Genomic DNA, 25,954 nt, shown 5'->3' with positions numbered 1-25,954 from the left:
CGAAGCGGAACAGCTGCTCAGGAGGTTCGGAGGTTCACACCGATTCCTTCACCACGACGTCCTTCACCACCGTGCAGAACGCATCGACGATCGCGCGGGCGTCCGGGACGACCTCGGCGGTGATCGCCTCGCCGTGGGCGATGAGCTCCTCCTTGTCGAAACCGGACGCCGCGAGGCGCTCGGCATTCCACCGGCGGAGGTTGTCCACCCCGGCCTCGGGATGGAACTGCGTGCCCCACGCCCGCCCGAGGCGGAACGCCTGGATCTCACACGTCTCGCTCGAGGCGAGGAGCACCGCGTCCTGCGGCAGCGCGGTGATGCGGTCCTGGTGGCTCTCGACGAACTCCGTCGCCGGCCGGACGCCGGAGAACACCGGGTCCTCGCCGGCCGCCGGGGTGAGCGTGATCGGCGTGTAGCCCTTCTCGACGGCACCCGTCTTCGCCTTCACCTCTCCCCCTCCGACGTACGCGAGCATCTGCCCGCCGAGGCAGATGCCGAGCTGCGGCAGATCGAGGCGGAACGCCTCGGCGACGAGCGCCTGTTCGGGGGCGAGCCACGGTGCCCGGTCGACCTCGTCCGGCATGTATCCACCGCCGAGGAGCACGAGGCCGTCGTAATCGGCGAGCGCGGCGGGCTCCGGGAAGTCACTCACTCCCCCGATCCGCAGATCGAACTCGACGTGGTTCTCGAGCAGCCACGGCACGAGCGTCCCGGGCTTCGAATCGATGTCGTTGACGAGCATGAGGACGCGGGGCATCAGGAGTCTCCTGCTTCCGGGGTGTCGGTGGAGTCGGTGGTCGGGGAGCCGAAGGGGATCTCGAACGGGGCCGGGGCGTGACTCGTCTCCGCACCGGGGAGGAGGTACTCGTGGATGAGCCGGCCGGCGGCCCGCATCCGGGGCATGACCTCCCTGACCCGGTCCGTACCCTTCTCCCAGTTCGCGAACACCGCATAGGCGACGCGCTGCCGCGGGGTCATGGCGATGCCGGTGTCCGCCCGGATCGTGCCGTTCGTACCCGTCTTGTTCCACACCCACACGTCACGGTCGTACAGGTAGTGCGCGAGCGGATCAGGGTCGAACGCCGAGGCGACCATCGAGGTGTCCGCACCCGCACCGAGCCAGCGGCGGAACACCTCGGAGAGGCTCTCGTCGAAGAGTTCGTCCCGGGCCAGGCGCGCCACGAGGTCCGAGAGTTCCCGGGCCGTGCCGGACGACAGACGGGCGGGAGCCCCGGCGGGGCGGGGCCACCGGAGGAAGTCGTGGAGGCCCGAGTTCGTATATCCGAGTTCCGCGGTGTCCGCGTGCACCCGCTCGAGTCCGACGCGGCGGATGAGCACGTTCGTCGCGAAGTTGTCGCTGAACGCTCCGATGAGCATGCCGACGTCGAAGACGCTGAGCGAATCCTGCTGGAGGAGGTACCAGATCCCGGAGTCGTCGACCCGTTCGGAGGGACGGCGGCGGATCCGTTCGTCGAGGGACAGCTCGCCGTCGCGGACCATCTTCAGCGCCGAGTACAGGAGGAAAACCTTGCCGATGCTCGCGGTCGCCTGTTCGCGATCGGGTTCGTGGGAGAACACGAGGTCGCCGGAGTCGACGTCGTAGGCGAGCGCCGAGAACGTCACGCCGGGCAGGGACCCGAACATGTCGTCGGTGTCGAACCGGGGGGTGGTCATGCGACCTCCTTGGGGTCGAGGATCGTGAGGACAGGTGTTCCCGCCTCCGGTGCCTCGAGGTGGGCGAGGACGCCCAGCGGCACCGTGAGGGCGTCCGGGTCGTGGCCGAATCCGAGTTCGCTCACCACGGGGATCCCGAGGTGCCCCGCGGCCTCGCGCAGCAACGCGTCGATCGCGTCGAGCGGCTCCGCCTCCTGCTTGCCCGGTTCCTTGCGGGCGCAGTCCTGCCAGGAGCCCCCGACGAGCGCGCCGAGTGCGTCGAGCCATCCGGCCCGCTGGAGTTGGAGGAGGAAACCGTCGAGGCGGTACAGGTCCTCGTCGACGTCCTCGAGGAGCGCGATCCGCGGCGATTCCCCCGGATATGCCGAACCCGCTCCGGCCGAACCCGCATCTGCCGGTGCCGGATTCTCCGGAGCCCCGAGGGACCCCGCGAGAAGGCTGAGGTTCCCGCCGGTCGTGAGCCCCGTGACCGCGCCGGGCACGAGGGTGTGCGCGCCCGGGCGGGTCACGGTCCGGCCCGCCCACGGCTCGAACAGCCAGGACCGGACGTCGTCCGGGATGACGGCCGAGGTCCGGAACACGGCATTGCCGACCATCGGGCAGTGCAGGGTCGGCACCCCGAGGTGGTGCTCCCACGCGCGGTGGAGCGCCGTCACGTCGCTCGACCCGGTGAGGAGCTTGGGCCGACCGTCGGGACGGAACGCATGCTCGCGCATGACGTCCCAGTCGATCCCGTCGAGCAGGCGCATCGCCCCGTACCCGCCGCGCAGGCAGATGACCGCTGCGGTCTCCGGATCGCACCACGCATCGACGAGATCCGCACGTCGGTCGTCGTCGGCGCCGGCGAGGTATCCGGCCCGTGGGTGGGCGTCCCGGATGTGCGGTGCCATCCGCACGTCGAGTCCCCACTGGGTGAGGACCTGCTGAGCGTGATCGAAACCCGCATCGTCGGTGCGCCCGGAGGGCGCGACGACCCACACCCGGTCCCCCGGTGCCAGCGGTGCGCGGTGTGCAAAGGCGGCCCGCGCCTCGGCGGTGGTGGACGTGGTGGCGGATGTCGACGCCGCGGTGGAGGGGAGGCTCATGCGTTCACCTCGCAGGATTCCGGGGCTACGTCGGTGGCACCACCGGCACCGACTCCGGCGACGCGATCGGCCCGGAACGTCGGGACGGCGGCGAGGAGTTCCTTCGTGTAGTCCTCCTGCGGGTCGAGGAGGACGTTCTCGACCGGGCCGTACTCGACGACGCGCCCGTCCTTCATCACCGCGACGGTGTCCGCGATGTTCCACGCGAGGCCGAGGTCGTGGGTGATGACGAGGATGCTCGTGCCGCGGTTCTTCCGCAGGGCGAGGAAGAGGGAGAGGATCTCCCCGCGCACGCTCGCATCGAGGGAGGCGACGGGTTCGTCGGCGACGAGGATCTCCGGGTCGAGCGCGAGCGCACCGGCGATGACGACGCGCTGGCGCTGCCCGCCCGAGAGTTCCTGCGGGATCGACCCGAGGTACCGCTCGGCCGGGAGGAGTTCGGCGGCCTCGAGCGCTTCGACGACGCGGCCACGTTCGTCACCCTCGAACTTCTGGACCCGCAGGCCCTCGGCGACGGATTCGTAGACCGAGAGCTTGGGGTTGAGCGACCCCGAGGGGTCCTGGAGGACCATCTGCACGGACTTCCGGAACTCCCTCAGCTCCTTCGGCTTCGTGCCGAGGCGCTTCCCGCGGTACTCGACACGCGAGCCCTTGTCCGGCTGTTGGAGCCCGAGGAGCGTCCGGGCGAGCGTCGTCTTGCCCGAGCCCGACTGGCCGACGACCGCGAGGATCTCCGCGTGCCGGAGGTCGAGGTTCACGTCGCGGACCGCGCCGACCGCTCCCCCGCGCCCGTGGAAGGTGACGCTCAGGTCCTGCGCCCGGAGCACGACCTCGTCGGTCATCTCCTGGGGTTCCTCCACGGTCACACGCGCCGGGTTCCGCGTCACCGGGTCGAGGCGGGAGGACTGGTCGCCGATCGTCGGGAACGCCTCCGCGAGCTGCCGGGTGTAGTCCGCCGCCGGGTTCGCGACGACCTCCGCGGCAGGACCGACCTCGACGAGTTCGCCGTACCGCATGACCGCGAGGTCCTCGCACACGTACGCGAGAACCGAGAGGTCGTGGCTGATCATGAGGAGAGAGATGCCCTCACGGGCCACGAGCGCGGAGATCTCGTCGAGGATCTGCTTCTGCACGATGACGTCGAGCGCGGTCGTCGGTTCGTCGGCGATGATGACGTCCGGTTCGCACGCGAGCGCCATCGCGATCATGATGCGCTGCTTCTGACCACCGGAGAGTTCGTGCGGATAGGACTCCGCCTTCACCGCCGGCAGGTCCACCTGGGTGAGGAGGTCGAGCATGCGCTGCTTCCGGGCCTCGGGCGTCGACCACGAGTCCTTCACATGGAGTTCGAGGGCCTCGACGATCTGCGCGCCGACCTTCTTCACCGGATTGAGGGAGTGGAGGGCGCCCTGGAACACGATCGACGCCTCCGCCCACCGGACCGCGCGGATCTGTCCGAAGGAGAGCTCCGCGAGGTCCTTCCCGCCGAGCAGCACCCGGCCGGTCACCTCGGCATTGCGCGGCAACAGGCGCAGGGCCGAGAGGATGAGCGTCGACTTGCCCGAACCGGACTCTCCGGCGATCCCGAGGGTGCCCCCGGCGGGCAGGGTCAGCGACACGTTCTTCACGGCGTCGACCCGGCCCCGCCCCGTCCGGGTGCGGTAGGTGATCGAGACGTCCTCGAAGACGAGGTCTTTCATGATCCGTGGTTCTCCTGACGAGGAACCGCCGCGCTCAACGGGCGCGCAGCGTGGGGTTGGCGATCGCTTCGAAAGCGCGACCGACGAGGGTGAATGCGAGCACGACGATCACGATCGCGATGCCCGGGGTGAGGATGTACCACCAGTAACCGGCGGTGGTGGCCGAGGCGTCCATCGCGTTCTTGAGGATCGTGCCCCAGGACTGCTGGCCGGCTCCTCCCAGGCCGAGGAACGCGAGGGTCGACTCCGCGATGATCGCCGAACCGACCGTGAGGGTCGTGTTCGCCATGACGAGCGGCATCACCGCCGGCAGCAGGTGTTTGGAGATGATGTGCCAGTGCCCGGCACCGAGCACACGGGCGCGTTCGACGTAGAGCCGCGACTCCGCCGAGAGTGTCTGCGCCCGCACGACACGGGCGGTGCCCGCCCACGAGGTCACACCGATCGCGATGACGACCGTGAGCAGTCCGCGGTCGAGGACGGCCGAGAGGACGATCGCGAGGATGAGCGAGGGGATGACGAGGAAGAAGTCGATGATCCGCATGAGCACACCGCCGACGAGGCCCGAGAAGTGCCCGGCGGCCAGGCCCATGACGGTACCGATCACCATCGACATCGCAGTCGCCGCGATGCCGACGATGAGCGAGATCCGGGCACCCCACACCATGCGGGCCCAGAGTTCACGCCCGAAGTTGTCGGTGCCGAGCGGGTGCTCGAGCGAGGGCGGGGCATAACGCGGCGACTCGAGCTGCTTCGTCACGTCGAGCAGTTCGCGCGGCGCGATGAGCGGGGCGAAGAGCGCGACGACCACGAACACGAGGAGGATCGCGGCACCGACCATGCCGGCCCGGTCCTGGCGGAACATCGCCCACGTGTCCTTCGCCGCGGCCACGCGGCGGGCCCGGGCGAGCGCACGGGCGGTGGGCACCGTCCCGCGCGGCCCCGCGGGACCGGTGGTCGGGGCGCCGATGAGGGCGGCGGATTCGGTGGCCGGCGCCTCGGCGGCACCGGTGGGTGGTGTGGCCATCAGGCCCTCCTCACACGGGGATCGAGGACGCGGTACACGAGGTCCGCGAGGAAGTTCATGACGATGATGATCGCGGAGAACACGACGAAGGTGCCCTGCAGCAACGGCAGGTCCGGGCCGGCGAGCGCCTCGAAGGTGAGTTTGCCCAGGCCCGGCCACGAGTAGATCGTCTCCACCGTGACGGCACCGGCGATGAGCCCGCCGATGTGCATGAACACGAGGGTCACGGTCGGCAGGAGCGCGTTGGGAACCGCGTGACGCAAGCGCACGCCGTCCTCGTTGAGACCCTTCGCCCGGGCGGTCGTGAGGTAGTCGGACGTCATCTCCTCGAGGAGGGAGGCCCGCATGACGAGGAGGTACTGCGCGTAGACGACGGCGACCATCGTGACGACCGGGAGCACGAGGTGGTGCGCGAGGTCGAGGACGTATCCGAAGGTCCAGGGTTCGGCACCCGAGGACACCATGCCGCCGGTGGGGAACCAGTGGAGGGTGCCGCCGAAGACCATGAGGAGGAGCAGGCCGAGCCAGAAGGTCGGCACGGACCACAGGACGAGCGAGGAGCCCGTCGCGATCCGGTCGAACCACGAGTTGCGCTGCCAGGCGGCGCGCTGGCCCATCCACAGACCGAGGGCGATCGCGAGAAGTGCCGCGGTGCCGGTGAGGACGATCGTGGGCCAGAAGAACTCGGCGATGAGTTCGGAGACCGGACGCGAGTACACGTAGCTCGTGCCGAAATCACCGGTGAAGACGCCCTTGAGGTAGTCGAGGAACTGGATGTACCAGGGGTCGTTGAGGCCGAACTCCTCGCGCATCGCCTCCATCTGCTCCGGCGTCATCTGCCGGGTGCGGGCCATCTTCGTGACGGGGTCACCGGGGAGGAGCTTGAACGCGAAGTATCCGAGGGCGATGACCATGAGCAGGCTCACGGCCGCGCCTCCGAGTTTGCGCAGGACGTAGGACAGGAGCGAGGAACCCGCGGGCGGGACATCGGAGGGAGTGGTCTCCCCCGATGCCCCGCCGGGCGCCTCGACCGAGGCGGTGGTGGTGGACATGGTCACTCGCGCGAATCCGCCGTCTTCTTCCGGCGGGCGGCGAGGAAGCCGCCACCACCGAGGAGCACGACCGCCGCAGCACCGATGCCGATCCAGGCGCCGGTGCTCATCCCACCGCCGGAGTCACCGCCCTCGACGGGCTGCACGGCTGCGAAGCCCCACGGGCCGGAGGCACCGGAGATCTGGCCGCCCTCGGCCGGCATGCCCTGGAAGTTCGTGAACCGGTCGGAGCGGTACGCCTCCAGCTGGTTCGGGTACCAGAGGTAGATCGCGGCGGTGTCCGTGTAGTGGATGCGCTGGGCGTCGTGGACGAGCTGAGCGCGCTTCTCGGGATCGAGTTCGGTCTTCTGCTGCTGGTAGAGCGCGTCGAACTCGGGGTTGCACCAGCCGTCCTGCGAGGTACCACCGACGCCCTCGGCGTTCGGGCGGGAGGCACAGGTGTTGATGCCGAGCTGGTAGTCCGGATCCGGTCCGACGCTCCACTGCGACATGCGGAGGTCGTAGTCACCGGCCGTCGCCCGCTCGTCCTCGGTGCCGGAGTCGGTGGGCTCGGGCACGAGGTCGATGCCGACCTCCTCGAGCCACGGCTCGAGGAACTGGACCGCGTCCGAGGTGTACGAGGACTCGGAGTCGAAGGTGAGACGGAGGGCGAGGGGCTCGCCGTCCTTGTCGCGGATGCCGTCGCCGTCGGAGTCGGTCCAGCCGGCCTCGTCGAGGAGGGTCTTCGAGGACTCGGGGTCGAAGGGCAGGATCGCCGGGTCGTCGGCCGGCAGCTGGAACTGCGGGTACGACGCCGGGATGAGCTCGGTGCCGGGCACTGCGTAGTCGCCGATGATCTGCTGACGGAGGGTGTCCGCGTCGATCGCCTGACGAAGGGCCTGGCGGACTTTCGGATCCGTGAGCGCGACGTGACCGGTGCCGTAGGGGTTGCCCTGGGCGTCGGCGGAGCCGGAGTTGACGGAGATCGCGTAGAACTTGCGGCCGATGCCGTTGTTGAGGGTGATGCCCTCCTCGCCCTCGAGTGCCTCGTACTGCTCGGGGGTGAGCCCGGTGACGAAGTCGACCTCACCGGCGCGGAGTGCGGCGACCTGTGCCTCGGCGTCCGTGTAGTAGATGTACTCGATGCGGTCGATGCCCGGCTGCTCACCGAAGAACTCGGGGTTCTTCCTCAGGCTGATGCGCTGGTTCGGCTGGTACCCCTCGAGGACGTACGGGCCGGAGCCCACGACCTCGGAGTCCGCGGCTTCCTCGGTCGGGTTCGCGTAGGTCTCCCAGATGTGCTTGGGGACGATCGGCACCTCCTGGCCGGGAACGGCCGCCTGGGCCTCCTCGAGCACGATCTTCACGGTGCGCTCGTCGACGGCCTCGACCGAGGCGAAGTTGTCGGTCATCGACCCGTTCGCCGAGGCCATGCCGGACTGTTCGGAGTCCGCGATCATCTGGTCGTACGTCCACTTGACGTCCTCGGCGGTGATCGGTTCTCCGTCGGACCACTTCGCGCCCTCGACGAGGGTGTACGTCCACTCGGTGCCGGCGTCGTTCGACTCCCACGACTCCGCGAGACCGCCGGTGACCGAACCGTCCTCCTGCGAGTAGAGGACGAGGTTGTAGTACACGAAGCGGTTGATCTGCGTGGGCGTGAGGTACACCGAGGTGAAGGGGTTGAAGGTGTCGACGAAGCCGCTCGTGGCGATGCGGAGCGTGGTCGGTTCGGCCTCGACGGCGACCGGGGTCTCCGGAATGCTCTCGGTCGCGAGGGCCGGGGAGGCGAGAACGGCGGGCGCCAGAGCGACGGCGGAGGCGAGCGTCGCAGCGGCGAACCCCCTACGGAGGCGCGAGGGCCGGCGCATCTCTGCGCGGTGGCCGGTGGGGACGGTCATGACATCTCCTCGGGGAGTGTGCTGGATCACGGGGACTTCCTGAAGTTACCCCTGGGTGACTCCACTCACAAACTCCGCGCAGGGTTCACGCAGAATTGTCACAAGACCGAAATCAGTGAACATGCGGTGACGAAAAGCGCGCACGTGTTCCATCTCACAGAACGGTGGTGATCGATCGAGCAGCGGGCACACATGCGCCGAGGCGGCCTGGGTGAGGAGATCTCCTCACCCCAGGCCCGCGCCTCGGCGGTGGTGCGGTGCCGGTGTGGCCGGCCCCGCAACGACGTGCCGGTGTGGATCGGACTTCGCTCACTTCATGCCGGAGCGGACGAAGGCCGCGATCACGTACTTCTGCAGGAAGATGTAGATGAGGAACACGGGGATGCAGGCGATGCCGGAGGCCGCCATGACCGCTCCCCAGTTGTTGCCCTCCGCCGTGAGGAAGGAGCGGATACCCACCTGGATGAGCGCGTCCGACTGCCGGAGGACGAGCGAGGGCCAGAGGTAGTCGTTCCAGGCCGAGATGAAGAGCATGATCGTGAGGGCCGCGAGCGCCGGTCGCATGTTCGGCACGACAACCGTCCACAGGGACGCCCAGCTACCGCGTCCGTCGATCTTCGCGGCATCGAGCAGTTCGCCCGGGAATGCCCGCATGTGCTCCATGAGGAGCAGCACGCCGAACGCGGAGACGAGGTTCGGGACGACGACGCCGGCGATCGTGTTGAGCAGACCCATCTGGCTCACGAGGAGGTAGTTCGGGATCATCGTGATCTGGAACGGGACGAGCCAGGAGCCGACGAAGAGGAACTGCGCGACGGGCTTGCCGAAAAAGTCGAACCGGGCGAACGCGTAGCTCGCGAGGATCGAGGTGAGGAGCTGGAACACCGTCATGAAGATCGCCATGACGAGCGTGTTGCCCATCATTCCCCAGATCGGGATCTGCCCGGAGACGTCGATGAAGTTCTGGATGGACAGCGGCCACGGGACGGGGCTCTGCGAGAGCTGGTCCTCCGGCCGACGGAACGCGGTCGCGAACAGCCAGTACACGGGGAACACGCTGAACACCGCGACGACCGCGAGGACGACGTGGCCGGTGGCGAGCGCCCCGGAGCTCCGGGCGCCGACCGGGAGGTCGGAGTCGGTGGCCTTCCGCGGACGCGGGGTGCCGGTGGTGGTCGCGGGGGTGGCCGCGAGGACCGTGTCCCGGAGGACGGTGCGTTCGGTGGCGCGGGTGTCGACGGGGCCGTCGGTATCGAGCACGAATGCCATGGTGAGTCCTTTCTGCGAGTGCTTCTGCTGTGCTCGAGGTCAGTCGTCGTAGAAGTTGAAGCGGGCGGTGAGCCTGAGGTACAGCATCGCCACGAGACCGAAGGCGATGAAGAACACGACGCCGGCGGCCGAGGACAGACCCGTGTCGAAGCTCTGGAACCCGAACTGGTAGAGCAGGTAGTACATGTTCGTCGTCGAGTTCGACGGACCGCCCTGCGTGAGGACGTCGATGATCGGGTACGTCCACTGGGCGGCGAGCAGGATCGTCATGAGCCCGAGGAACGTGAGCGTCGGGGACAGCAGCGGCAGCGTGATCCGCTTGACGATCTCCCAGGCACCGGCCCCGTCGAGGCCCGCGGCCTGGGCGTACTCGGGGCTGATCCCCGCGACACCGGCCGACACGACGAGGACACCGAAGCCGAGCATCTGCCAGCCGACGATGACGACGATCGCCCACAGCGCGAGGTCCGGGTTGCGGAACACGTTGCCGAGTTCGATCCCGAACGCCGACAGGGTCGAGGGGATCGCTCCCCCGTTCGCCGCGAACAACCACCGCCAGATCGCGGCGGAGGCGACCGGGGTGATGAGGAACGGTACGAAGATCATCGCCTGGTAGAAGGTCTTCCACCGGCCGCGCACCTGCTGGGACACGAGCGCGATGACGATCGGGAGGACGAGCGAGAACACGGCGAAGGCCGCGGTGTAGAGCACGGTGTTCCACAGACCCTTGATGCCCTCGGGCAGGGTCGCGACGTCGATGTACTTGTCGATGCCGACGAACTCCTTCGGGCTCGTGGGGAGCATGTTCCAGTCGAAGAACGAGAGCTGGAAGGTCTGGAGGAGCGGCCAGTACGTCCACAGCACGAGCATCGCGAGTGCCGGGGCGAGATAGGCGTACGGGGCGGTGCGCTTGTACCAGGGCACTCGCGTCTTGTGGTCGATCTTCTTCCCCGAGGAGTCCGCACCGGCCGCCGAGGGGCCGGTGGGCGACGCCTCTGCGGTGCTGCGCGGCACCTCGGCGACGGGTGCGAACATGTCAGGCCTCCGCGTCGACGAGGTCGCGGGAACCGGCGTCGGAGCCCGAGGTGGTGAGGGCGTCCTCCGAGGCGTTGGCGGCCTCGACGAGCGCCGCCTGCTCCGCGGCGGACTTCGCGAGGAACTCGGCGAGGATCTCCGGGGTCATCTCGTACACGGTCGGGTGTGCGGCGATCGGCACGACGGTGTGGAGGACGCGGTCGGGGTAGATCTGCACGAGGTTGTAGCCCTGGGCGCCGTCCATGCCGCGCACTCCCGAGTGCACGACCTGGATGTCCTGGGTGTAGCACGTGGCCGAGGCGACGGAGACCGGGATGGTGCCGCCGGCGATCGTCGAGGTCGTGTTGTAGTGGAGGTGGCCGCCGAGGACACCACGGACGTCGGTGCCCGCGAGGGCGTCCTCGAACCGCGTCTGGTCCTTGAGGTCGATGAGTGCCATGAGGCCGAGGGGGCTCGGGACCGGCGGGTGGTGGAGACCGATGAGCGTGCCGTGCTCGGCGGGGGTCTCGAGTTCCTTCGCGAGCCAGGCGTACTGCTCGTCGGTGATCTCGCCCCAGTGCTGCCCGGGAACGGTGGAGTCGAGGCCGATGATCCGCAGTCCGTTCACGTCGAACACACGGTCGACGGACTCCTGGGTCGGCTCGAGGTCGAGGAGGCCCTTGCGGAACTCGGGGCGGGTGTCGTGGTTGCCCATGATCCAGATGAGCTGGGCGCCGTACTCCTCGCAGATCGGCTCGACGAGGGCGCGGAGACGTTCATAGGCGTCGGGCTGACCGGCGTCCGCGAGGTCACCGGTGAAGACGAGGGCGTCGGGCTTGATGGACGACTTCTTCAGTCCCTCGAAGAGGAGGGCGAGGTTCGCGTCCGAGTCGACCTTCTCGTGGAGCAGGCCGTCGGTCTCGACGAAGTGGGTGTCGGAGATGTGGAGGATCGTGTGGCTGGGGGTGGGGAACTGCTGGTCCATGGAGTGTCCTTCTGTTCTGATCAGGCGCCGAGGAGCGTGCCGCGGAGGGCTGCGAGGTCCGCGGCCGTGAAACCGTGGGTTTCGAGGTAGGCGACCGGGCCGCCGAACTCGTTCTCGAGGCGGTCGAGGACGGCCTCGATGAGGTGAGCGGGGCTCTGCGTCGTGATGCCGACGATGTCGACGCCCTGCGCCTCGAGGGCCGGGATGTCGTGGTCGGCGAGCATCTTCCGGGCCCACTCCCCCGCGAGGTTCGCCGAGGTCGCGGCGTAGTCGGCGACGATCGCTTCCCGTTCGGCGCCGACCGCGGCGAGCATGAGCGCGGCGAGGACGCCGGTGCGGTCCTTGCCGGCGGTGCAGTGGAAGACGACCGGGCCCTCGGCGTGAGCGACCCGCCGGGCGGCGAGCGTGAGGTTCGCCCCGCACTCGTCGAGCATGACGTCGTAGATGCCGCCGAGGTCGAGCGCCGGGAAGGTGGTCTCCTCCTCGGGTGTGCCCTCGGCGAGTTCCTCCGCGCGTTCCTCGGCCTGTTCCTCGACGACCTCGGCCTGGGCGGAGATCGCCGCGGCCTCGAACACCGGGGTGTGGAGGATCTCGACGAGATCGAGGTCCACCGCACTCGGCATGTCGCGCAGTTCCTGGTCGTGTCGCAGGTCGACGAGGCGGGTCACGCCGAGTTCGGCGAGGTGTGCGCGGCCGGCGTCGTCCACCTCGTGGAAGGCGTCCGAGCGGAAGACCCGGCCGGGAGCGGTGGTGCCGCCGCCGGTGAGCGGGATCCCGCCGAGGTCACGGAAGTTATAGGTCCCCGTGACCGGGAGTGCGGGGTTCGCGGTGAAGGTGGTGGTGTCGGTGGTCATGCGGGTCATTCCTCGATGTAGTCCTGCGCGCGCGATGCGGCGTCCGGAAGAGTCACGGCCGGATCCTGTCCCTGGAAGATCGCGTCCTGGATGGCGGTGTCGAGCACACGGTCGACCTCGGTGAACTGCTGTCCCGGGTAGGCGACGGTCGGCACGAGCTTGTCGAGCTGCTCGAGGTTCACCTCGACGAGCGGGTTCTTCTGGACCCATGCGTGCAGGGGTCCACCGTTTTCGGTCATGGTCGACCGGAGCGGGAGATAACCGATCTCCGTCGTGATGACCTCATAGGCACGGTCGGAGGTCATGAACTTCATGAACTCCCATGCCGCTGCCTGCTTCTTCGGGTCCTGTGCGAGAAGGACGAGCGCGGAACCGGAGTTCGTGGGCGCCGCTTCCTTGTCTCCGAACTGCGGCATGTACGACGTGTCGAGAGTCCACCCGTTGGTCTCCGCCCCGCCCATGAACATCGACTGCACGGCGGAGGTGGTGAGCTGGAACGCCACGGTGTCACCACGTGCGAAATCCTCGTACTGCGTCATCTCGGCCTCGTTCGAGAGCGTGCCGTCCTCGTACATCCCCTTGAAGAACTCGACGGTCTCGACCGCTTCGGGCGAACCGAATTCGATCGTCGACCGGTCCTCGGAGATCATCCGGGCACCGTTGGAGAAGAAGAGACCCTGCATGCACCAGGAACCGCCCGTGACGACGCACGGCATGTTGAGTGCGGGCTTCCCGGTCTTCTCGGTGACCTGCTGCGCCACCTGTGAGAGTGATTCCCACGTGGAGACGTCCATGGTGTCGGGGTCGATCCCGGCGTCCTCGAGGATCGACTCGTTGATCCACAGCACCGGGGTCGAGACGACGTACGGGAGAGCGGTCGTGGAGCCATCGATGTCGGCGAGCACGCGCGCCCGCTCGTGGAACGGATACTCTCCGCCGAAGTGCGCGTCGAGTGCGTCCTGCCCGACGAGTTCGGTGAGATTCGCGGCCTGGAGGTCGTTCTGTGCGAAGCCGAGCGCACGGACAGTGCTGAACTTTCGCATGATCATTCCTCGATGAGTTCCTGGGCGCGGGCCGCGGTCTCCGGCAGGAGCGTCGCCGGGTCGCCTCCGTTGAAGATCGAGTCCTCGATCGCGACGTACTGGATGCGGTCGACCTCGGAGTACTGGTCACCGGGGTACGCGACCCACGGCTCCATGTACTGGAGCTGTTCGAGGTTCGACTTCACGAGGGGGTTGGCCTCGGTCCACTCGTACAGCGGGCCGCCCTCGTGGGTCATGGTGTCGCGCAGCGGCAGGTAGCCGATGCCGGTGGTGATCGCCTCGTACGCCTCCGGGGTCGTCATGAACTTCATGAACTCCCACGCCGCGGCCTGCTTGGCCGGGTCCTGGGCGTACATGACGAGCGCGGAGCCGGAGTTCGTCGGGACCGACGGCTGATCGCCGAACTGCGGAAGAGTCGAGGTGTTGAGCGTCCAACCACCGGACTCGGCGCCGGCCATGTAGGTGGCCTGAAGGGCGGCGGTGTTCACATGGAAGGCGATCGACTCGCCGCGAGCGAACTCCTCGTACTGCGTGGCGACATCCGCGTTCGACAGGATGCCGTCCTCGTACATCTGCTTGAAGGTGTCGACGGTGTCGACCGCGGCCTCGGAACCGAACTCGATGGTCGAGCGGTCCTCGGAGAGGGCGCGGGCACCGTTCGAGAGGTACATCGACTGCATGCACCAGTTGCCACCGGTCATGACGCAGGTGTTCGAGAGCGAGGGCTTGCCGGTGTGCGCGGTGACCTGCTTCGCGAGTTCGGCGACGGAGTCCCACGTGGAGATGTCCATCGTCGTCGGGTCGATGCCCGCCTCCTGCAGGAGGGTCTCGTTGATCCAGAAGACCGGGGTGGAGAACACGTAGGGGATGCCGTAGGTGGCACCGTCGATGTCCGCGAGGACCTTCGCACGCGCGTTGTACGGGTACTCGCCGCCGAACTGCTCCGCGAGCTCGTCCGTGCCGACCACCGCGGAGAGGTTCGCGGCGTTGAGGGACTCGGCGGAGAACGCCATGGTGTCGAAGGGCATCTGTCCGACGTCCGGCGGGTTGCCGGCGAGGACCTGCTGCTGGACGGAGGAGGCGGTGTTCGTCGAGACGGAGGAGGCGCTGTTCGTCGAGTCGACGCCCTGACCGGTGACCTCGATGTGCGGGTTCTCGGCGTTGAATTCGTCGATGAGGCCCTGGAAGGTGTCGCCCCACATGTCCTGACCGGAGAGGTTGTAGGACTCGAAGACGATCTCGGTGACGGTGTCGGTGGGCAGTTCGGGCAGGGTGCCCTCGGCCGAGGCCTCGGAGGCGGACGCGGCACCGGTGCCACCGGTGCCACAGGCGGAGAGGAGGAGTGCGGAGGTCGCTGCGAGGGCCAGGCAGGCCGAGGCGGAGCGACGCAGACGCGGGAAGCGCATGGTTTCGTCCTTCGTGAGGTTCGGAAGAGATCGGTGAGGATCGGGAGGGAACGGAATGGGTCAGGCCTGGTCGGCCGTGAGCTCGGACTCGAGCGCTGCGATGACGGCGGCCTCGGAGGTGGCCGGTCCGCCCTCGCCCTCCCATTCGAGACGGCGCCCGGAGGCGGAGTCGAAGATGTGGATGCGGTCGAGGTCGAGGCCGAGGCGGAGGGTGTCGCCCACCGCGATGTCGGAGACGCGGTGCGTGCGGAGGCAGAGGTCGGCGCCGGCGGTGTGGCCGTAGACGATCGTCTCGTGGCCGAGCTGTTCGACGTTCGTCACCTCGACCGGGAACGCGATCGCCGGATCGGGCTCTCCGGCACGGAGGCGACGGAGGTGTTCGGGACGGGCACCGAGGAGCACGTCGATGTCCTGCGTGTCGCCCTTCCAGAGGTCGGCGGAGAAGCTCCCGCCGTGGACCCGGACCATGCCGCCGGTCGCGGTGACCTGGGCCGGGATGAGGTTCATCGCCGGCGAGCCGATGAACTTCGCGACGAAGGTGGAGGACGGGCGGTCGTACACGTCGAGCGGGGTGCCGACCTGTTCGATGCGGCCCTTGTTGATCACGACGATCTTCGTCGCCATCGTCATCGCCTCGACCTGGTCGTGGGTGACGTAGACGAAGGTCGCCCCGAGGCGCTGGTGGAGGGCGGAGAGCTCCTGACGGGTCTGGGTGCGCAGTGCGGCGTCGAGGTTGGAGAGCGGCTCGTCCATGAGGAAGGCCTTCGGTTCACGCACGAGCGCACGGCCGACGGCGACGCGCTGCCGCTGACCACCGGAGAGCGCCTTCGGCAGGCGGTCGAGGAGGTGGTCGATCTCGAGGGACTTCGCGACCTCCTCGACGCGGACCGCCATCTCGTCCTTCGGCATCTTCGGTGCGCCGGTGTTCTTGTGCGCTTGGGTGAGCGGGAACTCGAGGTTCTTCCGCACGGACAGATGCGGGTACAGCGCATAGCTCTGGAACACCATCGCGATGTCGCGCTTCTTCGACGGCACGTCGGTGACGTCCGCGCCGTCGATCTCGATCGTGCCGGAGGTGGGTTCGAGGAGACCGGCGAGCATGCGCAGGAGGGTGGTCTTGCCGCAGCCCGAGGGTCCGAGGAGAACGCAGAAGTCGCCGTCGGCGATGTCCAGGTCGATGGCGTCGACGGCCACGGTGCCCTTGAAGGCACGCGTGAGGCCGGTGATGTTGATGGTGCCCATGTTTCACCTCAGTCGTGTGGTCCGGCACGATCGCCGGAAGGTTGTTACACGAATGAGTGTCCGCATGGAAGATGAATACGGGGCGACGCGGGCGCGAACAGGACCCGTGAACGCGATGAATGTGGAATCCCCCGCCCGAGGCGCCCGTCACACAGCACGGAACGCGCCCCGGCGGGGGTCGCGGCAAGGGCCCGGGGACAACCCCGGACCGGCCTGAAGTACGGCGCGGAACCCGCTCAGGGCTCCTCGGGGAGCGGCTCCTCGACGAGGGAGCTCAGGGTGCCGACGACGCGTTCGCTCACGTGCGCCTCGGGGTTGCGGCGCTCGACGACCGCGGAGTGGAGGGCACCGAGGAGGAGGATCTGGACGATGTTCCCGCCCACCCGCTGCTCCGCCCAATCGTTGTAGGAGGCACCGGCGACGAGCGCGACATCGGAGAGGTCGGTGAGCCGGGTCCGGGCATAGGCCGTCACCCCGATCACCGAGGCACCGGAGGCCCGAGCGGCCTTCGCTGCCTCGAGCGTCACCGAGTTCGATCCGCTCTCGCTGATGACGAGGCACACGTCACCGGGCTGGAGGCCGGTCGCGGAGAGGAGCTGGACGACCGAGTCCGCGGGCGCCTCGCACCCGCGTTCGGCCGCGAGGAACCGGACCGCGAGCATTTGGGCGAGCGGCCCGGAACCCCCGTTGCCGACGAGCAGTAGGCGGTTCGCACCGTCGATGAGGTCGACGGCCCGGTCGAACGCCTCGAAGTCGAGGGTGCCGAGCGCCTCGGAGAGTGAGCGTGCCGCTTCCTCGAACTGCGCCGTCACCATGCCCCGCGTGCCCTCCGGCCGCACCTTCTGCTTGCGCTGCGTGCGGCCGACATCCTGGGCGAGGAGCAGGCGGAGGTGCTGGTACCCCTGGAAGCCGAGGTTCTGACACGCCCGACTCACGGTCGCCGCCGAGGTCTCCGTGCGCGCCGCGATCGAGGCGGCGGACATGAGGAGCACCTCGTCCGGATTCTCGACGACCTCGGTCGCAACCCTCCTCTCGCTCGGAATGAGGGAGGGCAGGACGGAACGGATCCGGTCGAGGACCCCTCCGGGCTCGGCTACAGCGAGGTCGGGGCTGGTCATGGCCACGTTCTATCACATCCGGGTATCTGTACGGTGCAGCGCCTTCATGAATGATGAACCGCGCATGAAGGCGCCGCCACGACGAGGTCTCAGGCCTGGACCGGCAGTTCGACGCCCATCTCATCGAGCGCGATCCGGAAGGTCTCGATCTCGAGCGCCTCGGCCTCGACGAGGTCGGGACGCGCACGGAAGAACGGGAGGACGGAACCGTCCTCCCCGAGCTGGTACTCGACGACGCCGAGTTGGCTGAGGCCGGGGCCGAGCACCTCGGCGGCGCCGCGGTGAACGAACGCCGTCGAGGGCGCGGAGATCGCCGGGATGCCGTTCGGCTCGCTCGTCGCGAAGTGGTGGAGGTGGCCCGAACCGAGCATCTGCACGTTGAGCTTCTCGAGGATCGGCCGGAAGCGGTCGAGCGACTCCTGTCCGAACGCGAGCGCGGGCACCTGCTGCTCGGGAATCCGCGCGTACACCGGCTTGAGGCAGAAGAGGATCACCGGGGCGTCGGCGCACTCGAGCGGGAGGGATTCGAGCCAGGCCCACTGTTCCTCCTCCTCGGGCAGGCCGGAGCCCATGAGCTCCGAGTTGAAGCCGATGATGCGGAAGTCGTCGACCTTCTCCACCCAGCGGTCCTCGCCGAAGACCTCACGAAACGCGGCGACGCGCTCGGAGGTGACCGAGGCGCCGCCGAAGGGCTGCTCCCCCGGTTCCCCGACGTCGTGGTTGCCCGGCAGGACGCGCAGCGGTGCGGTGAAGCCCGCGAGGAGCTTCTTCGCCTCGGCGCGGTCGGCGGCATTGTCGGGATCGAGGATCGAGACGTCGCCGGTGTGGACGATGAGGTCGGGGTTCAGCCCGTTGACGAACTCGATCGTCTTCACGAGGTTCTCGTTCGTGTCCCCGCCGTGTGCGGAGTTGTGGGTGTCGGTGATCTGGACGACGGTGAGCGCCATGGCGATCCTTTCCGTGGGAAGCCGAATACGTAGCGCCCGGAACGCTACGGAGCGCGCGTGGCACCTGCGGCAACACCCCGGCAACGGCGAATGCCCCGTACATGAACGAATGGAATCATGGAACGTCGTTACGGATGTGCGGGGGTTGTCCCCCATTCACCGCCGCGCCACCTGTTCGGGGGCTGTCCCGATGTCCCTCCCGGGCCCGCACTGCTTGACTTGAAGCACACGCTCAGCGGAGCGATCCGTTCAGTGGCACGACCCCGCTCCACATCACCTCGCTCCAGAACGCGGCCCGGTTCACCCGGACCCGCACCCACCGCCCTCCACGAGAACGGCCATCGATGAGCACCTCCGCGCTTCCCACCGCCCGCAGCGCCGACACCACGACCGACGCCCGGAGCCGGCACCCGGAGATCGCGGGACTCCCGACGACGACCGGTACCCGCCCGACCGCGGCCCGCCGGGTCGACGGTTCGACGTATCCGTCGATGGCGCGGGCCTACAAGGAGGCCTCCACGACCGTCCGGTCACAGGGGCTCCTCGCGCGGACCCCGGTGTTCTACTCCCTCGTCGGTGCGGCACTCGTCCTCGGCTTCGCCGCGTGCATCACCGCCTTCGTGCTCCTCGGCGACAGTTGGTGGCAGTTGGGCGTGGCCGCCGTCCTCGGCGTCCTCTTCACCCAGGTCGCGTTCCTCGCGCACGAGGCCGCCCACCGCACGATCCTCTCGAGCGGCCCGGCGAACGACCGTCTCGCGACCGCACTCGGCGCCGGCGTCGTCGGCATGAGCTACTCGTGGTGGGACTCGAAGCACTCCCGCCACCACGCGAACCCCAACCGGGTCGACAAGGACCCCGATATCGCCGTCGACACGATCTCCTTCCTCGAGGAGGACGCGGCGCAGTCCCGCGGCTTCCTCCGCGCCCTCACCAAGCGTCAGGGCTGGTTGTTCTTCCCGCTGCTCACGCTCGAGGGCATCAACCTCCACTTCCTCGGCCTCAAGCACCTGTGCAGCCCGGGTCGGGTGAAGAACCGGTGGCTCGAGCTCTCGCTCATCACCCTGCGCCTCGCCGCCGTCGTCGTCCCGGTGTTCGTCGTCCTCCCCGTCGGCCTCGCCTTTGCCTTCCTCGCGGTCCAGCTCGCGGTGTTCGGCGTGTACATGGGCGCATCCTTCGCCCCGAACCACAAGGGCATGCCGATCGTCGACAGGGCCGCGAAGCTCGACTTCTTCTCGAAGCAGGTGCGCACCTCGCGCAACATCCGTGGCGGCTGGTGGGCGACGTGGCTCATGGGCGGCCTCAACTACCAGATCGAGCACCACCTGTTCCCGAGCATGCCGCGCCCGCACCTCGCGAAGGCCCGACGTATCGTCAAGGAGCTGTGCGAACGCGAGAACACCCCTTACACGGAGACGAGCCTCGTGCGGTCCTACGCGATCGTCATCGACTACCTCAACCGGGTCGGGCTCGCCGCCCGTGACCCCTTCGACTGCCCCATGGTGAGCGAGTTCCGCCGGGGCTGAGCGCCACCCGCTCCCCCGCCCCCGGCCACGAGTCACTCGGCCACACGGAAGTCCGACAACCGCAGTTCCCGGGAACTGCGGTTGTCGGACTTCTGTATGCCCGCACGCCGGGCGCTGCAGGACGCGCGGGTTCCGCCCCGAACGCCCGCTCACCCGCGGCGCAGGCGCCCGAGGAGGAAGTCCCGCATGTACGGCACTGCGAAGTCGACGGTGCCGTGGCCGACCGGCTCGATGATCCCGCCGGCGATGAGACGTGCGCGGTAGACGCTCGCGAACTTGTCGGTGACGGACATCCGTCGGGCGATCTCCGCGGTCCGGGACGGCCCGTCGTCGACGGCCATCGCCCGGAGGTACTCGCGATCCCGGCCCGAGAGCGCCTCGAGGGTCGGCTCGTGGATCTGGCGGGCCATGACGGCGCGGGCCTCCCCGTCCGCTGCCCGGACGTGGTCGGCGGTGATCCGCGGGGAATCGCCGGCGGCCTCCCACATGAGATCTCCCATGAGCTGGACGAGGTACGGGTAGTCCTCGGTGTGCGCGGCGGCGAGGGACAGTGCCTCCTCCGTGATGTGCTTGCCGGCGTCCTCGATCGGGGTGCGGATCGCATGGAGGGTCGCCTCACGGGTGAAGTTGCCGAGCTCGATGCGCTCGGCGCGCCGCAGGTACGTCGACACCCGGTCGTTCACGAGGGAATTGATCGAGCTCGGCAGCCCGGCGGCGACGAAGGCGATCGGCGCGGACTCGTTGAAGGCGTGCGCGACGGCGTCGGTGACGACCCGGAGTTCGTCGATGTTCGAGCGGTGGACCTCGTCGAGGGTGATGAGGAGGCCGGTGCCGCGCTCGTCGAACATCCGCAGAAGTTCCATGAGGTTCGTGCGGATGTCGGGGACGAGGACGTTCTGGGTCTCGTCGCGCCACGTCACTCCCCCGAGGCCCATCGGCAGCGTGAGTCCGATCATCTTCGCCTTCGAGACGTCCGCGGCGTCGAAGTGCTCGAGCACCTCGGGCAGGCGGGACTTCGCGAGGCGTGTCGCGAACCCCGGGGAGGCCTGCTCCTGCACCGTCACCCACTGCCTGCTCGAGGCGACGTCGCGGAAGGTGTTGAGGAGGACCGTCTTGCCGACACCGCGCTGCCCGGTGACGAGGGTCGCCCGGCCACGAGCGCCGGGGCCCGCGTCGAGCGCCCGCGCGAAACCGTTCACCTCGTCCTGGCGGCCCACGAGGGTCGGGGGCTGAGTACCGAAACCCGGGGTGAACGGGGAGGAGCTTCCGTTCCTGCGCGGGGGCGGGATCGTCACGGTCATGGGTCCACTGTAGGCAGTGCGACCGGATCACAGCTCCGACACGATCGGACCCTTTCCGACAGAAATGACCTGAACCCGCAACAGGACTGTGGTCTGATTCACATCCATGAGCACTCATTCCCCGACGGGCGCTGCTGCCCCCGTCACCGCCGAGGCGCCGCGCACCGTCCTGCGCGGCGGCACCCTCGTCGACCCCGAATCCGGCACCGTCACGGTCGGCGACCTCGTCATGGAGGACGGACGGATCACGGCGGTCGGTGATGCGCAGGCGGGAGGTGATGCACCCGTGGCCGGCGGAACCACTACGGTCATCGACGTGACGGGGCGCCTCGTGGTGCCCGGGTTCATCGATCTGCATTCGCACGCACAGAACGTCGCCGGACACCGACTCCAGGTGCTCGACGGACTCCCGGCGGGCGATCCCTTCTCCGATCCCCACTCCCGGGTGCCGATCGACTGGTTCGCCCATCCCACGGTCCTCGCCGGGGCCACCCCCGTCCGTCCGGCCACACCCACCGAACTCGATCGTGTCCCGCGTCAAGTAGTTGGCAGGATTTCCTTGGTTTTGAATGTCGGGGTGGTGGGGTCGGCCAGGCCCAGGTGCACCTCCTTGGGCCGGTTCCATGAGATGGCCTCGTGGGGCCGGAGCTCGTTGTACTCGATCCGGTAGTCCTCGGCCCGCTCGGCGAGCACGATCGCGTCGTCAATCTCGTCCAGGTAGAGCCGTTCGTACTTCAGCGTGCCGAAGCCGCGTTCACGCGACCCGTTCTGCCCCGGGGTCTTCACTCGGGTGCGCACGTGGTGCAGCTCGGGGTGGGCGGCCATGAAGGACTCGAAGCGGAAGGACCGGAACTGCCCGCCGTTGTCCGTCACGATGGTCACCACGGGCAACAGCTCACCGGTCTCGGGATCGACCGGGCAGGCCTCGACCAGCGGGTGACCGAACATGGCCTCGTAGTCGGCCAGGGCCAACTCGATCGCGTCGATCGCGTCGTGCTGGTTCCCGGTGGGCGAAACGTGGAAGGGGTGCTCGTACTTGGACCAGTAGTCCCGGCACCCGGCCAGCCGCCAGGTCCCTCCGGTGGTGGTCTCGAACTCGCTGAAGTCCAGCTGCCAGACTTGGTTCGGGCCTGAGGGCTCGGTGGCGAACGCGGCCTTGCGCCGCTCGGCCAGCTTCCGTCGCTCGCGTTGGTACTGCGCGGGCAGAATCAGCCCCTCGTCGCGCAGGATTCGCAGCACGGTCGCCTCGGAAACAACATGCCCGTCGTGGCGGACCATCGCCCAGATCTTCCGATGCCCCCACGCCGGATGGGCCAGCGCGTGCTTGACCACCAGTTCCCTGGCGGCCTGCCGTGCCGGTTGCGGCCACGGTCCCTTCACCGCCGTCCCGGTGCGGGCCTTGGCCTGCCAGCGGCGCCAGGTCCGCTCGGGCATGTCGAAGAGCTGGCAGAACCTCGCGGTCGACATGCCCGCTTCCACGCGGATCACCTCGAGGTCCTCGAAGGGCCCAACCGGCCCTCCGCGGACTTCTTCCACACCCTGGCCTCCAGGTGTGCCTCGCCCAAGGCCTGGGTCAGCTCGGCGACCTCGGCCTCCAGCTGTTCCTCTCGGGAGGATGGTCCGGACCTGCCGGCCACCAGGGCGGTCTTGCCGGCTTCCACGAACTCGGCCTTCCACCGTCCGATGGACTGCTCACTGACTTTCTCCTTGCGTGCCGCTTCGGCGATGGACATCTCGCCGGCCAGCACGCTCAGCACTATCCGGGGCTTCTTCTCCGCCGGAATCGAGGGTGGTCTACCCATGTCTGACTCTCCTTCAGGACCTACAAAACGGCCCTGCCACTAAGTCTGACGCGCGACAACCACACCCCAGTGAAATCTCGAGGTCAGCGGGTGCTCGTGGCAGGGCCTGAACTGTGGTCCGTACACTCCTACTCATGGATGTGCTTGATATTGGACGGATCGTGACCGGACTGGTGCTGCTGGTCTTGGGTGGGGAATTTTTGGTGCGTGGGGCGTCAGCACTGGCCGGACGTTTCGGGGTTTCGTCATTGGTGATCGGTCTCACCGTAGTGTCAGCGGCGACGTCGGCACCCGAGTTCGCAGTGAGCGTCGGTGCTGTACTGCGTGATGAACCCGGGCTTGCCGTGGGCAATGTGGTTGGCAGCAACATTGTTAATGTCCTGCTCATCCTGGGACTGTCCGCGCTGGTCGTTCCCCTCGCTGTAAAGCGGAGGCTGGTCCGCTTTGACCTGCCCCTGATGGTCGTCTTGTCAGTTCTACTGCTCCTTGTGTCCCTGGATGGGAGGATCAGTGCGGTGGACGGGCTGATACTATTTTTCGGTGTGGTGGTCCACACCATAATGTCCGTGGTGATTAGTCGGCGGGACGCCAAGACCGCGGTGAATGCCCGGGAAGGGACAGGAGATTCGGCAACCGTCGATCCGGCCGACGAGGAAGGGGCTGCGCTAGGCGCCTCGGTCAGCAGGTCGCTCTTCTTTGTGCTGCTGGGGGTCGCGTTGCTGGTCGCCGGTGCCACGCTGCTCGTGGAAGGAGCAGTGAACATAGCCACCACGTTGGGCGTAAGCAGCCTCGTGGTCGGACTGACCGTTGTGGCTGTCGGGACATCGCTGCCCGAGCTGGCGACGTCCATCATTGCCGTGCGTCGCGGTGAACGGGACCTAGCGGTGGGCAACGTGGTCGGCAGCAATATCATCAACATAGGGGTAGTGCTAGGACTAACCGCGCTCATCTCTCTTGAAGGCATTCCCGTATCCGGCGCCGCAGTGGCCTTCGATATCCCAGTAATGCTGGCGGCCGCAGTGGCACTACTGCCGATCGCGTTCACGGGCTTCGCGGTGGCGCGTTGGGAGGGCGGCTTGTTCGTGGTTTTGTACGCCGCCTACACCGGATACCTTGTGCTGGCTGCCACAGCGCACGATGCACTGGAGGGATTCACCGTAGCCATGGCGTGGTTCGTGCTGCCGTTAATCGCACTGACGCTCATTTCCTTTACAGCCTACGAAATCGGGCTCCGCAAGGGACGGCGAGACCTGGACCAGACCACGACTTCGACGTAGACCGTCGAGTGCATTCGGCTGCTGGCTTCATTCAGGTCGTCGGCTGAATGTAAATCGGCAAGAGATGACTGTCGGTTGGTGGTGTCATAGCGTCGTAGCAACACTCCCGGTCGGTGGGGGCTCGAGGCGAGGAGGCCTGGGATGGTGCGGCGGCGACTCAGGGACTGGTGCGCCGATAGGTGACAGCTGGGTTTAGGCCGCCAGGCTGACGGTCGGGTTCATGATGGTCTCGTACTCGATGGGGGTCAATCGGCCCAGGCTGTCCTGCCGGCGGCGGCGGTGATAGGTCCGCTCGATCCAGGTGATGATCGCGATCCGGAGTTCCTCTCGAGTGCGCCACCGCTTGCGGTCCAGGACGTTCTTCTGCAGCAGGGCGAAGAAGGACTCCATCGCGGCGTTGTCTCCGGCAGCACCGACTTTCCCCATCGATCCGATCAGGTGGTGGCGGTGCAGAGCACGCACGAACTTCCTGGAGCGGAACTGCGATCCGCTGTCCGAATGCACGATGCAACCCGCGATGTCGCCGCGGCGGATAACGGCATTGTCCAGGGCGTTCACTGCAAGTCGGGACTTCATTCTGGAGTCCATGGAGTAGCCCACGATCCGACCCGAGAAGACGTCCTTGACCGCGCAGAGGTAGAGCTTGCCCTCGCCAGTCGGGTGCTCCGTGATATCGGTCAGCCAGAGTTCGTTGACATCGTCAGCGGTGAAGTCTCGCTGGACGAGATCATCGTGCACTGGCGGGCCGGGCCGCTTGCCGTTCTTGCCTCGCTTCTTCCCGAAAGCGGAGAACCACTGGTTGTCCCGGCAGATCCGCCATGCGGTCCGCCGACACATCACCTCGCCAGCATCGGCGGCTTCGTCGGCCAACAGTCGGTAGCCGAAGGTGTCATCGTCGCGGTGCGCGTCGAACAGGGCGTTGGCCCGGTAGGCCTCGACCAGTTCGGCCTCGGTGACCTGCTGTTTCCGCCAGCGGTAGTAGGGCCGGCGGGAGAGCTTCAAGACCCGCAGGGACACCGCGACGGGGATCCCGTCAGCGGCGAGCTCGGTCACGAGCGGGTAGAACCTTTTCCCGGCAGGTTCGCCTGGGAGAGGTAGGCCGCGGCACGGCGGAGGACCTCGTTCTCCTGCTCGAGCAGCCGGATCCGCTTGCGCGCATCGCGCAGCTCGACCGAGTCCTCCCGGGTCTTGCCGGGCCTGTTGCCGTCCTCGACGTCGGCTTGACGCATCCAGTTCGTCAGGCACGACTCGGATATTCCGAAGTCACGCGCGATCTGGGAGAGCTTCTGGCCAGGTTCGCGGTTCCTCGCGACGCGGACGACGTCGTCACGGAACTCCTGGGGGTAGGGAGCAGGCATGATGCACATCCTTCCCTGCAACGCTCCTCAGCGCCGCAGATCATGTGACACCTACCCGCGCATCAGTCCCGACTTCGGCGGTGTCACGACAGCACCCTGACCGGTAATCCACTGCACCTGACGACGGACTCGCACGGTCCCGTCGTTCACGTTCACGTCCCGCCGACGTAGTGCGAGGACTTCGCCCTGCCGGAGTTGGCACCATGCCGCGAGGAGGACGGCGAGCGCGTACTCCTCGGGCATCGCCTTGTACGCCTCGTAAACCAGGCCGGGGTCCGCCACCTGCTCCTCGTCGGTGCGTTTCGTCGTCGGACGGTGCCCTGCCGCACCGGAGACGCTCACCGTGAATATTCGTAGGCATGGGAGCCACCGAATCGTGCCTTTGGGGGCCACCGAT

General features: G+C 67.9%; 23 protein-coding genes. 2 read left to right on the top strand and 21 right to left on the bottom strand.

The window, feature by feature from the left end:
* Window positions 1-34 precede the first annotated feature (34 nt).
* The 16 genes from ABD172_RS13775 to ABD172_RS13700 all read right to left on the bottom strand — a co-directional run bounded on the left by ABD172_RS13775 (window position 35) and on the right by ABD172_RS13700 (window position 18,296).
* Window positions 35-757 carry a type 1 glutamine amidotransferase gene (locus ABD172_RS13775; protein ID WP_344310549.1) on the bottom strand — a complete coding sequence of 241 codons (723 nt, stop codon included), beginning with the start codon at window positions 755-757 and terminating at the stop codon, window positions 35-37.
* The gene (locus ABD172_RS13770; RefSeq protein ID WP_344310548.1) at window positions 757-1,674 is read right to left on the bottom strand and encodes a serine hydrolase; all 918 of its coding nucleotides are present in this window, start codon (window positions 1,672-1,674) and stop codon (window positions 757-759) included. The genes ABD172_RS13775 and ABD172_RS13770 overlap by 1 nt, the downstream gene beginning before the upstream one ends.
* Window positions 1,671-2,759 (bottom strand): S66 peptidase family protein, encoded by a 1,089-nt coding sequence (locus ABD172_RS13765; RefSeq protein ID WP_344310547.1) that lies wholly within the window; start codon window positions 2,757-2,759, stop codon window positions 1,671-1,673. Before ABD172_RS13765 ends, ABD172_RS13770 begins: the two co-directional genes overlap by 4 nt.
* The gene (locus tag ABD172_RS13760; RefSeq protein WP_344310545.1) at window positions 2,756-4,459 is read right to left on the bottom strand and encodes an ATP-binding cassette domain-containing protein; all 1,704 of its coding nucleotides are present in this window, start codon (window positions 4,457-4,459) and stop codon (window positions 2,756-2,758) included. The genes ABD172_RS13765 and ABD172_RS13760 overlap by 4 nt, the downstream gene beginning before the upstream one ends.
* Before the next feature lie 34 nt (window positions 4,460-4,493).
* Window positions 4,494-5,486 carry an ABC transporter permease gene (locus tag ABD172_RS13755; protein ID WP_344310544.1) on the bottom strand — a complete coding sequence of 331 codons (993 nt, stop codon included), beginning with the start codon at window positions 5,484-5,486 and terminating at the stop codon, window positions 4,494-4,496.
* The gene (locus ABD172_RS13750; protein WP_344310543.1) at window positions 5,486-6,538 is read right to left on the bottom strand and encodes an ABC transporter permease; all 1,053 of its coding nucleotides are present in this window, start codon (window positions 6,536-6,538) and stop codon (window positions 5,486-5,488) included. The genes ABD172_RS13755 and ABD172_RS13750 overlap by 1 nt, the downstream gene beginning before the upstream one ends.
* 2 nt (window positions 6,539-6,540) lie before the next feature.
* A complete protein-coding gene (locus tag ABD172_RS13745) occupies window positions 6,541-8,418 on the bottom strand; it encodes an ABC transporter substrate-binding protein (RefSeq protein WP_344310541.1) in 1,878 nt (625 codons plus the stop codon).
* Window positions 8,419-8,727: 309 nt separating this feature from the next.
* Window positions 8,728-9,687: a carbohydrate ABC transporter permease gene (locus ABD172_RS13740; protein WP_344310540.1), complete on the bottom strand. Its 960-nt coding sequence runs from the start codon at window positions 9,685-9,687 to the stop codon at window positions 8,728-8,730.
* 39 nt (window positions 9,688-9,726) lie between these two features.
* Window positions 9,727-10,722, bottom strand: a complete 996-nt coding sequence (locus ABD172_RS13735; protein WP_344310538.1) for a carbohydrate ABC transporter permease — start codon at window positions 10,720-10,722, stop codon at window positions 9,727-9,729.
* Between the two features lies 1 nt (window position 10,723).
* Entirely contained in the window at window positions 10,724-11,686 is a 963-nt protein-coding gene (locus ABD172_RS13730; protein ID WP_344310536.1) for a metallophosphoesterase, read from the bottom strand.
* A gap of 20 nt (window positions 11,687-11,706) precedes the next feature.
* Window positions 11,707-12,540: a tyrosine-protein phosphatase gene (locus ABD172_RS13725; RefSeq protein ID WP_344310534.1), complete on the bottom strand. Its 834-nt coding sequence runs from the start codon at window positions 12,538-12,540 to the stop codon at window positions 11,707-11,709.
* Window positions 12,541-12,545: 5 nt separating this feature from the next.
* Entirely contained in the window at window positions 12,546-13,583 is a 1,038-nt protein-coding gene (locus ABD172_RS13720) for an extracellular solute-binding protein (RefSeq protein ID WP_344310532.1), read from the bottom strand.
* 2 nt (window positions 13,584-13,585) lie between these two features.
* A complete protein-coding gene (locus ABD172_RS13715) occupies window positions 13,586-14,989 on the bottom strand; it encodes an extracellular solute-binding protein (protein WP_344310530.1) in 1,404 nt (467 codons plus the stop codon).
* A 60-nt stretch (window positions 14,990-15,049) separates the two neighbouring features.
* Window positions 15,050-16,231 (bottom strand): ABC transporter ATP-binding protein, encoded by a 1,182-nt coding sequence (locus tag ABD172_RS13710; RefSeq protein WP_344310528.1) that lies wholly within the window; start codon window positions 16,229-16,231, stop codon window positions 15,050-15,052.
* Window positions 16,232-16,467: 236 nt separating this feature from the next.
* On the bottom strand, window positions 16,468-17,349 hold the full coding sequence (locus tag ABD172_RS13705; RefSeq protein ID WP_344310526.1) for a MurR/RpiR family transcriptional regulator: 882 nt from the start codon (window positions 17,347-17,349) through the stop codon (window positions 16,468-16,470).
* A gap of 89 nt (window positions 17,350-17,438) precedes the next feature.
* On the bottom strand, window positions 17,439-18,296 hold the full coding sequence (locus tag ABD172_RS13700) for a metallophosphoesterase family protein (RefSeq protein ID WP_344310524.1): 858 nt from the start codon (window positions 18,294-18,296) through the stop codon (window positions 17,439-17,441).
* Window positions 18,297-18,640: 344 nt separating this feature from the next.
* Between ABD172_RS13700 and ABD172_RS13695 the strand changes: the two genes are divergently transcribed.
* The gene (locus ABD172_RS13695; RefSeq protein WP_425546694.1) at window positions 18,641-19,819 is read left to right on the top strand and encodes a fatty acid desaturase family protein; all 1,179 of its coding nucleotides are present in this window, start codon (window positions 18,641-18,643) and stop codon (window positions 19,817-19,819) included.
* 149 nt (window positions 19,820-19,968) lie between these two features.
* Here the strand turns inward: ABD172_RS13695 and ABD172_RS13690 are convergent, their stop codons facing one another.
* The 3 genes from ABD172_RS13690 to ABD172_RS13680 form a co-directional block, all read right to left on the bottom strand.
* Window positions 19,969-21,120, bottom strand: coding sequence for an AAA family ATPase (locus ABD172_RS13690; RefSeq protein WP_344310522.1), 1,152 nt, complete (start codon window positions 21,118-21,120; stop codon window positions 19,969-19,971).
* Between the two features lie 537 nt (window positions 21,121-21,657).
* Window positions 21,658-22,608 carry an IS3 family transposase gene (locus ABD172_RS13685; protein ID WP_344310520.1) on the bottom strand — a complete coding sequence of 317 codons (951 nt, stop codon included), beginning with the start codon at window positions 22,606-22,608 and terminating at the stop codon, window positions 21,658-21,660.
* Window positions 22,605-22,922, bottom strand: coding sequence for a transposase (locus ABD172_RS13680; protein ID WP_344310518.1), 318 nt, complete (start codon window positions 22,920-22,922; stop codon window positions 22,605-22,607). The genes ABD172_RS13685 and ABD172_RS13680 overlap by 4 nt, the downstream gene beginning before the upstream one ends.
* A gap of 134 nt (window positions 22,923-23,056) precedes the next feature.
* On the opposite strand from ABD172_RS13680, the gene ABD172_RS13675 reads away from it, so the two are divergent.
* Entirely contained in the window at window positions 23,057-24,199 is a 1,143-nt protein-coding gene (locus tag ABD172_RS13675; protein ID WP_344310516.1) for a calcium/sodium antiporter, read from the top strand.
* A 192-nt stretch (window positions 24,200-24,391) separates the two neighbouring features.
* Here ABD172_RS13675 and ABD172_RS13670 read toward each other — a convergent pair.
* Window positions 24,392-25,557, bottom strand: a protein-coding gene (locus tag ABD172_RS13670; protein WP_344310514.1) for an IS3 family transposase whose coding sequence is annotated in 2 segments (ribosomal slippage) — window positions 24,392-25,270 and window positions 25,273-25,557 — 1,164 coding nt in all. Because the reading frame shifts where the segments join, the coding sequence is not laid out codon by codon here.
* Between the two features lie 51 nt (window positions 25,558-25,608).
* The gene (locus tag ABD172_RS13665; RefSeq protein ID WP_344310512.1) at window positions 25,609-25,899 is read right to left on the bottom strand and encodes a site-specific integrase; all 291 of its coding nucleotides are present in this window, start codon (window positions 25,897-25,899) and stop codon (window positions 25,609-25,611) included.
* Between the last annotated feature and the right edge of the window lie 55 nt (window positions 25,900-25,954).

The sequence above is a fragment of the Brevibacterium samyangense genome (assembly GCF_039529845.1).
In the GTDB taxonomy this organism is placed as follows: Bacteria; Actinomycetota; Actinomycetes; order Actinomycetales; family Brevibacteriaceae; genus Brevibacterium; species Brevibacterium samyangense.
Note: the sequence above shows the minus strand (reverse complement) of the source record. Positions and strands in the feature narration are given on the sequence as shown.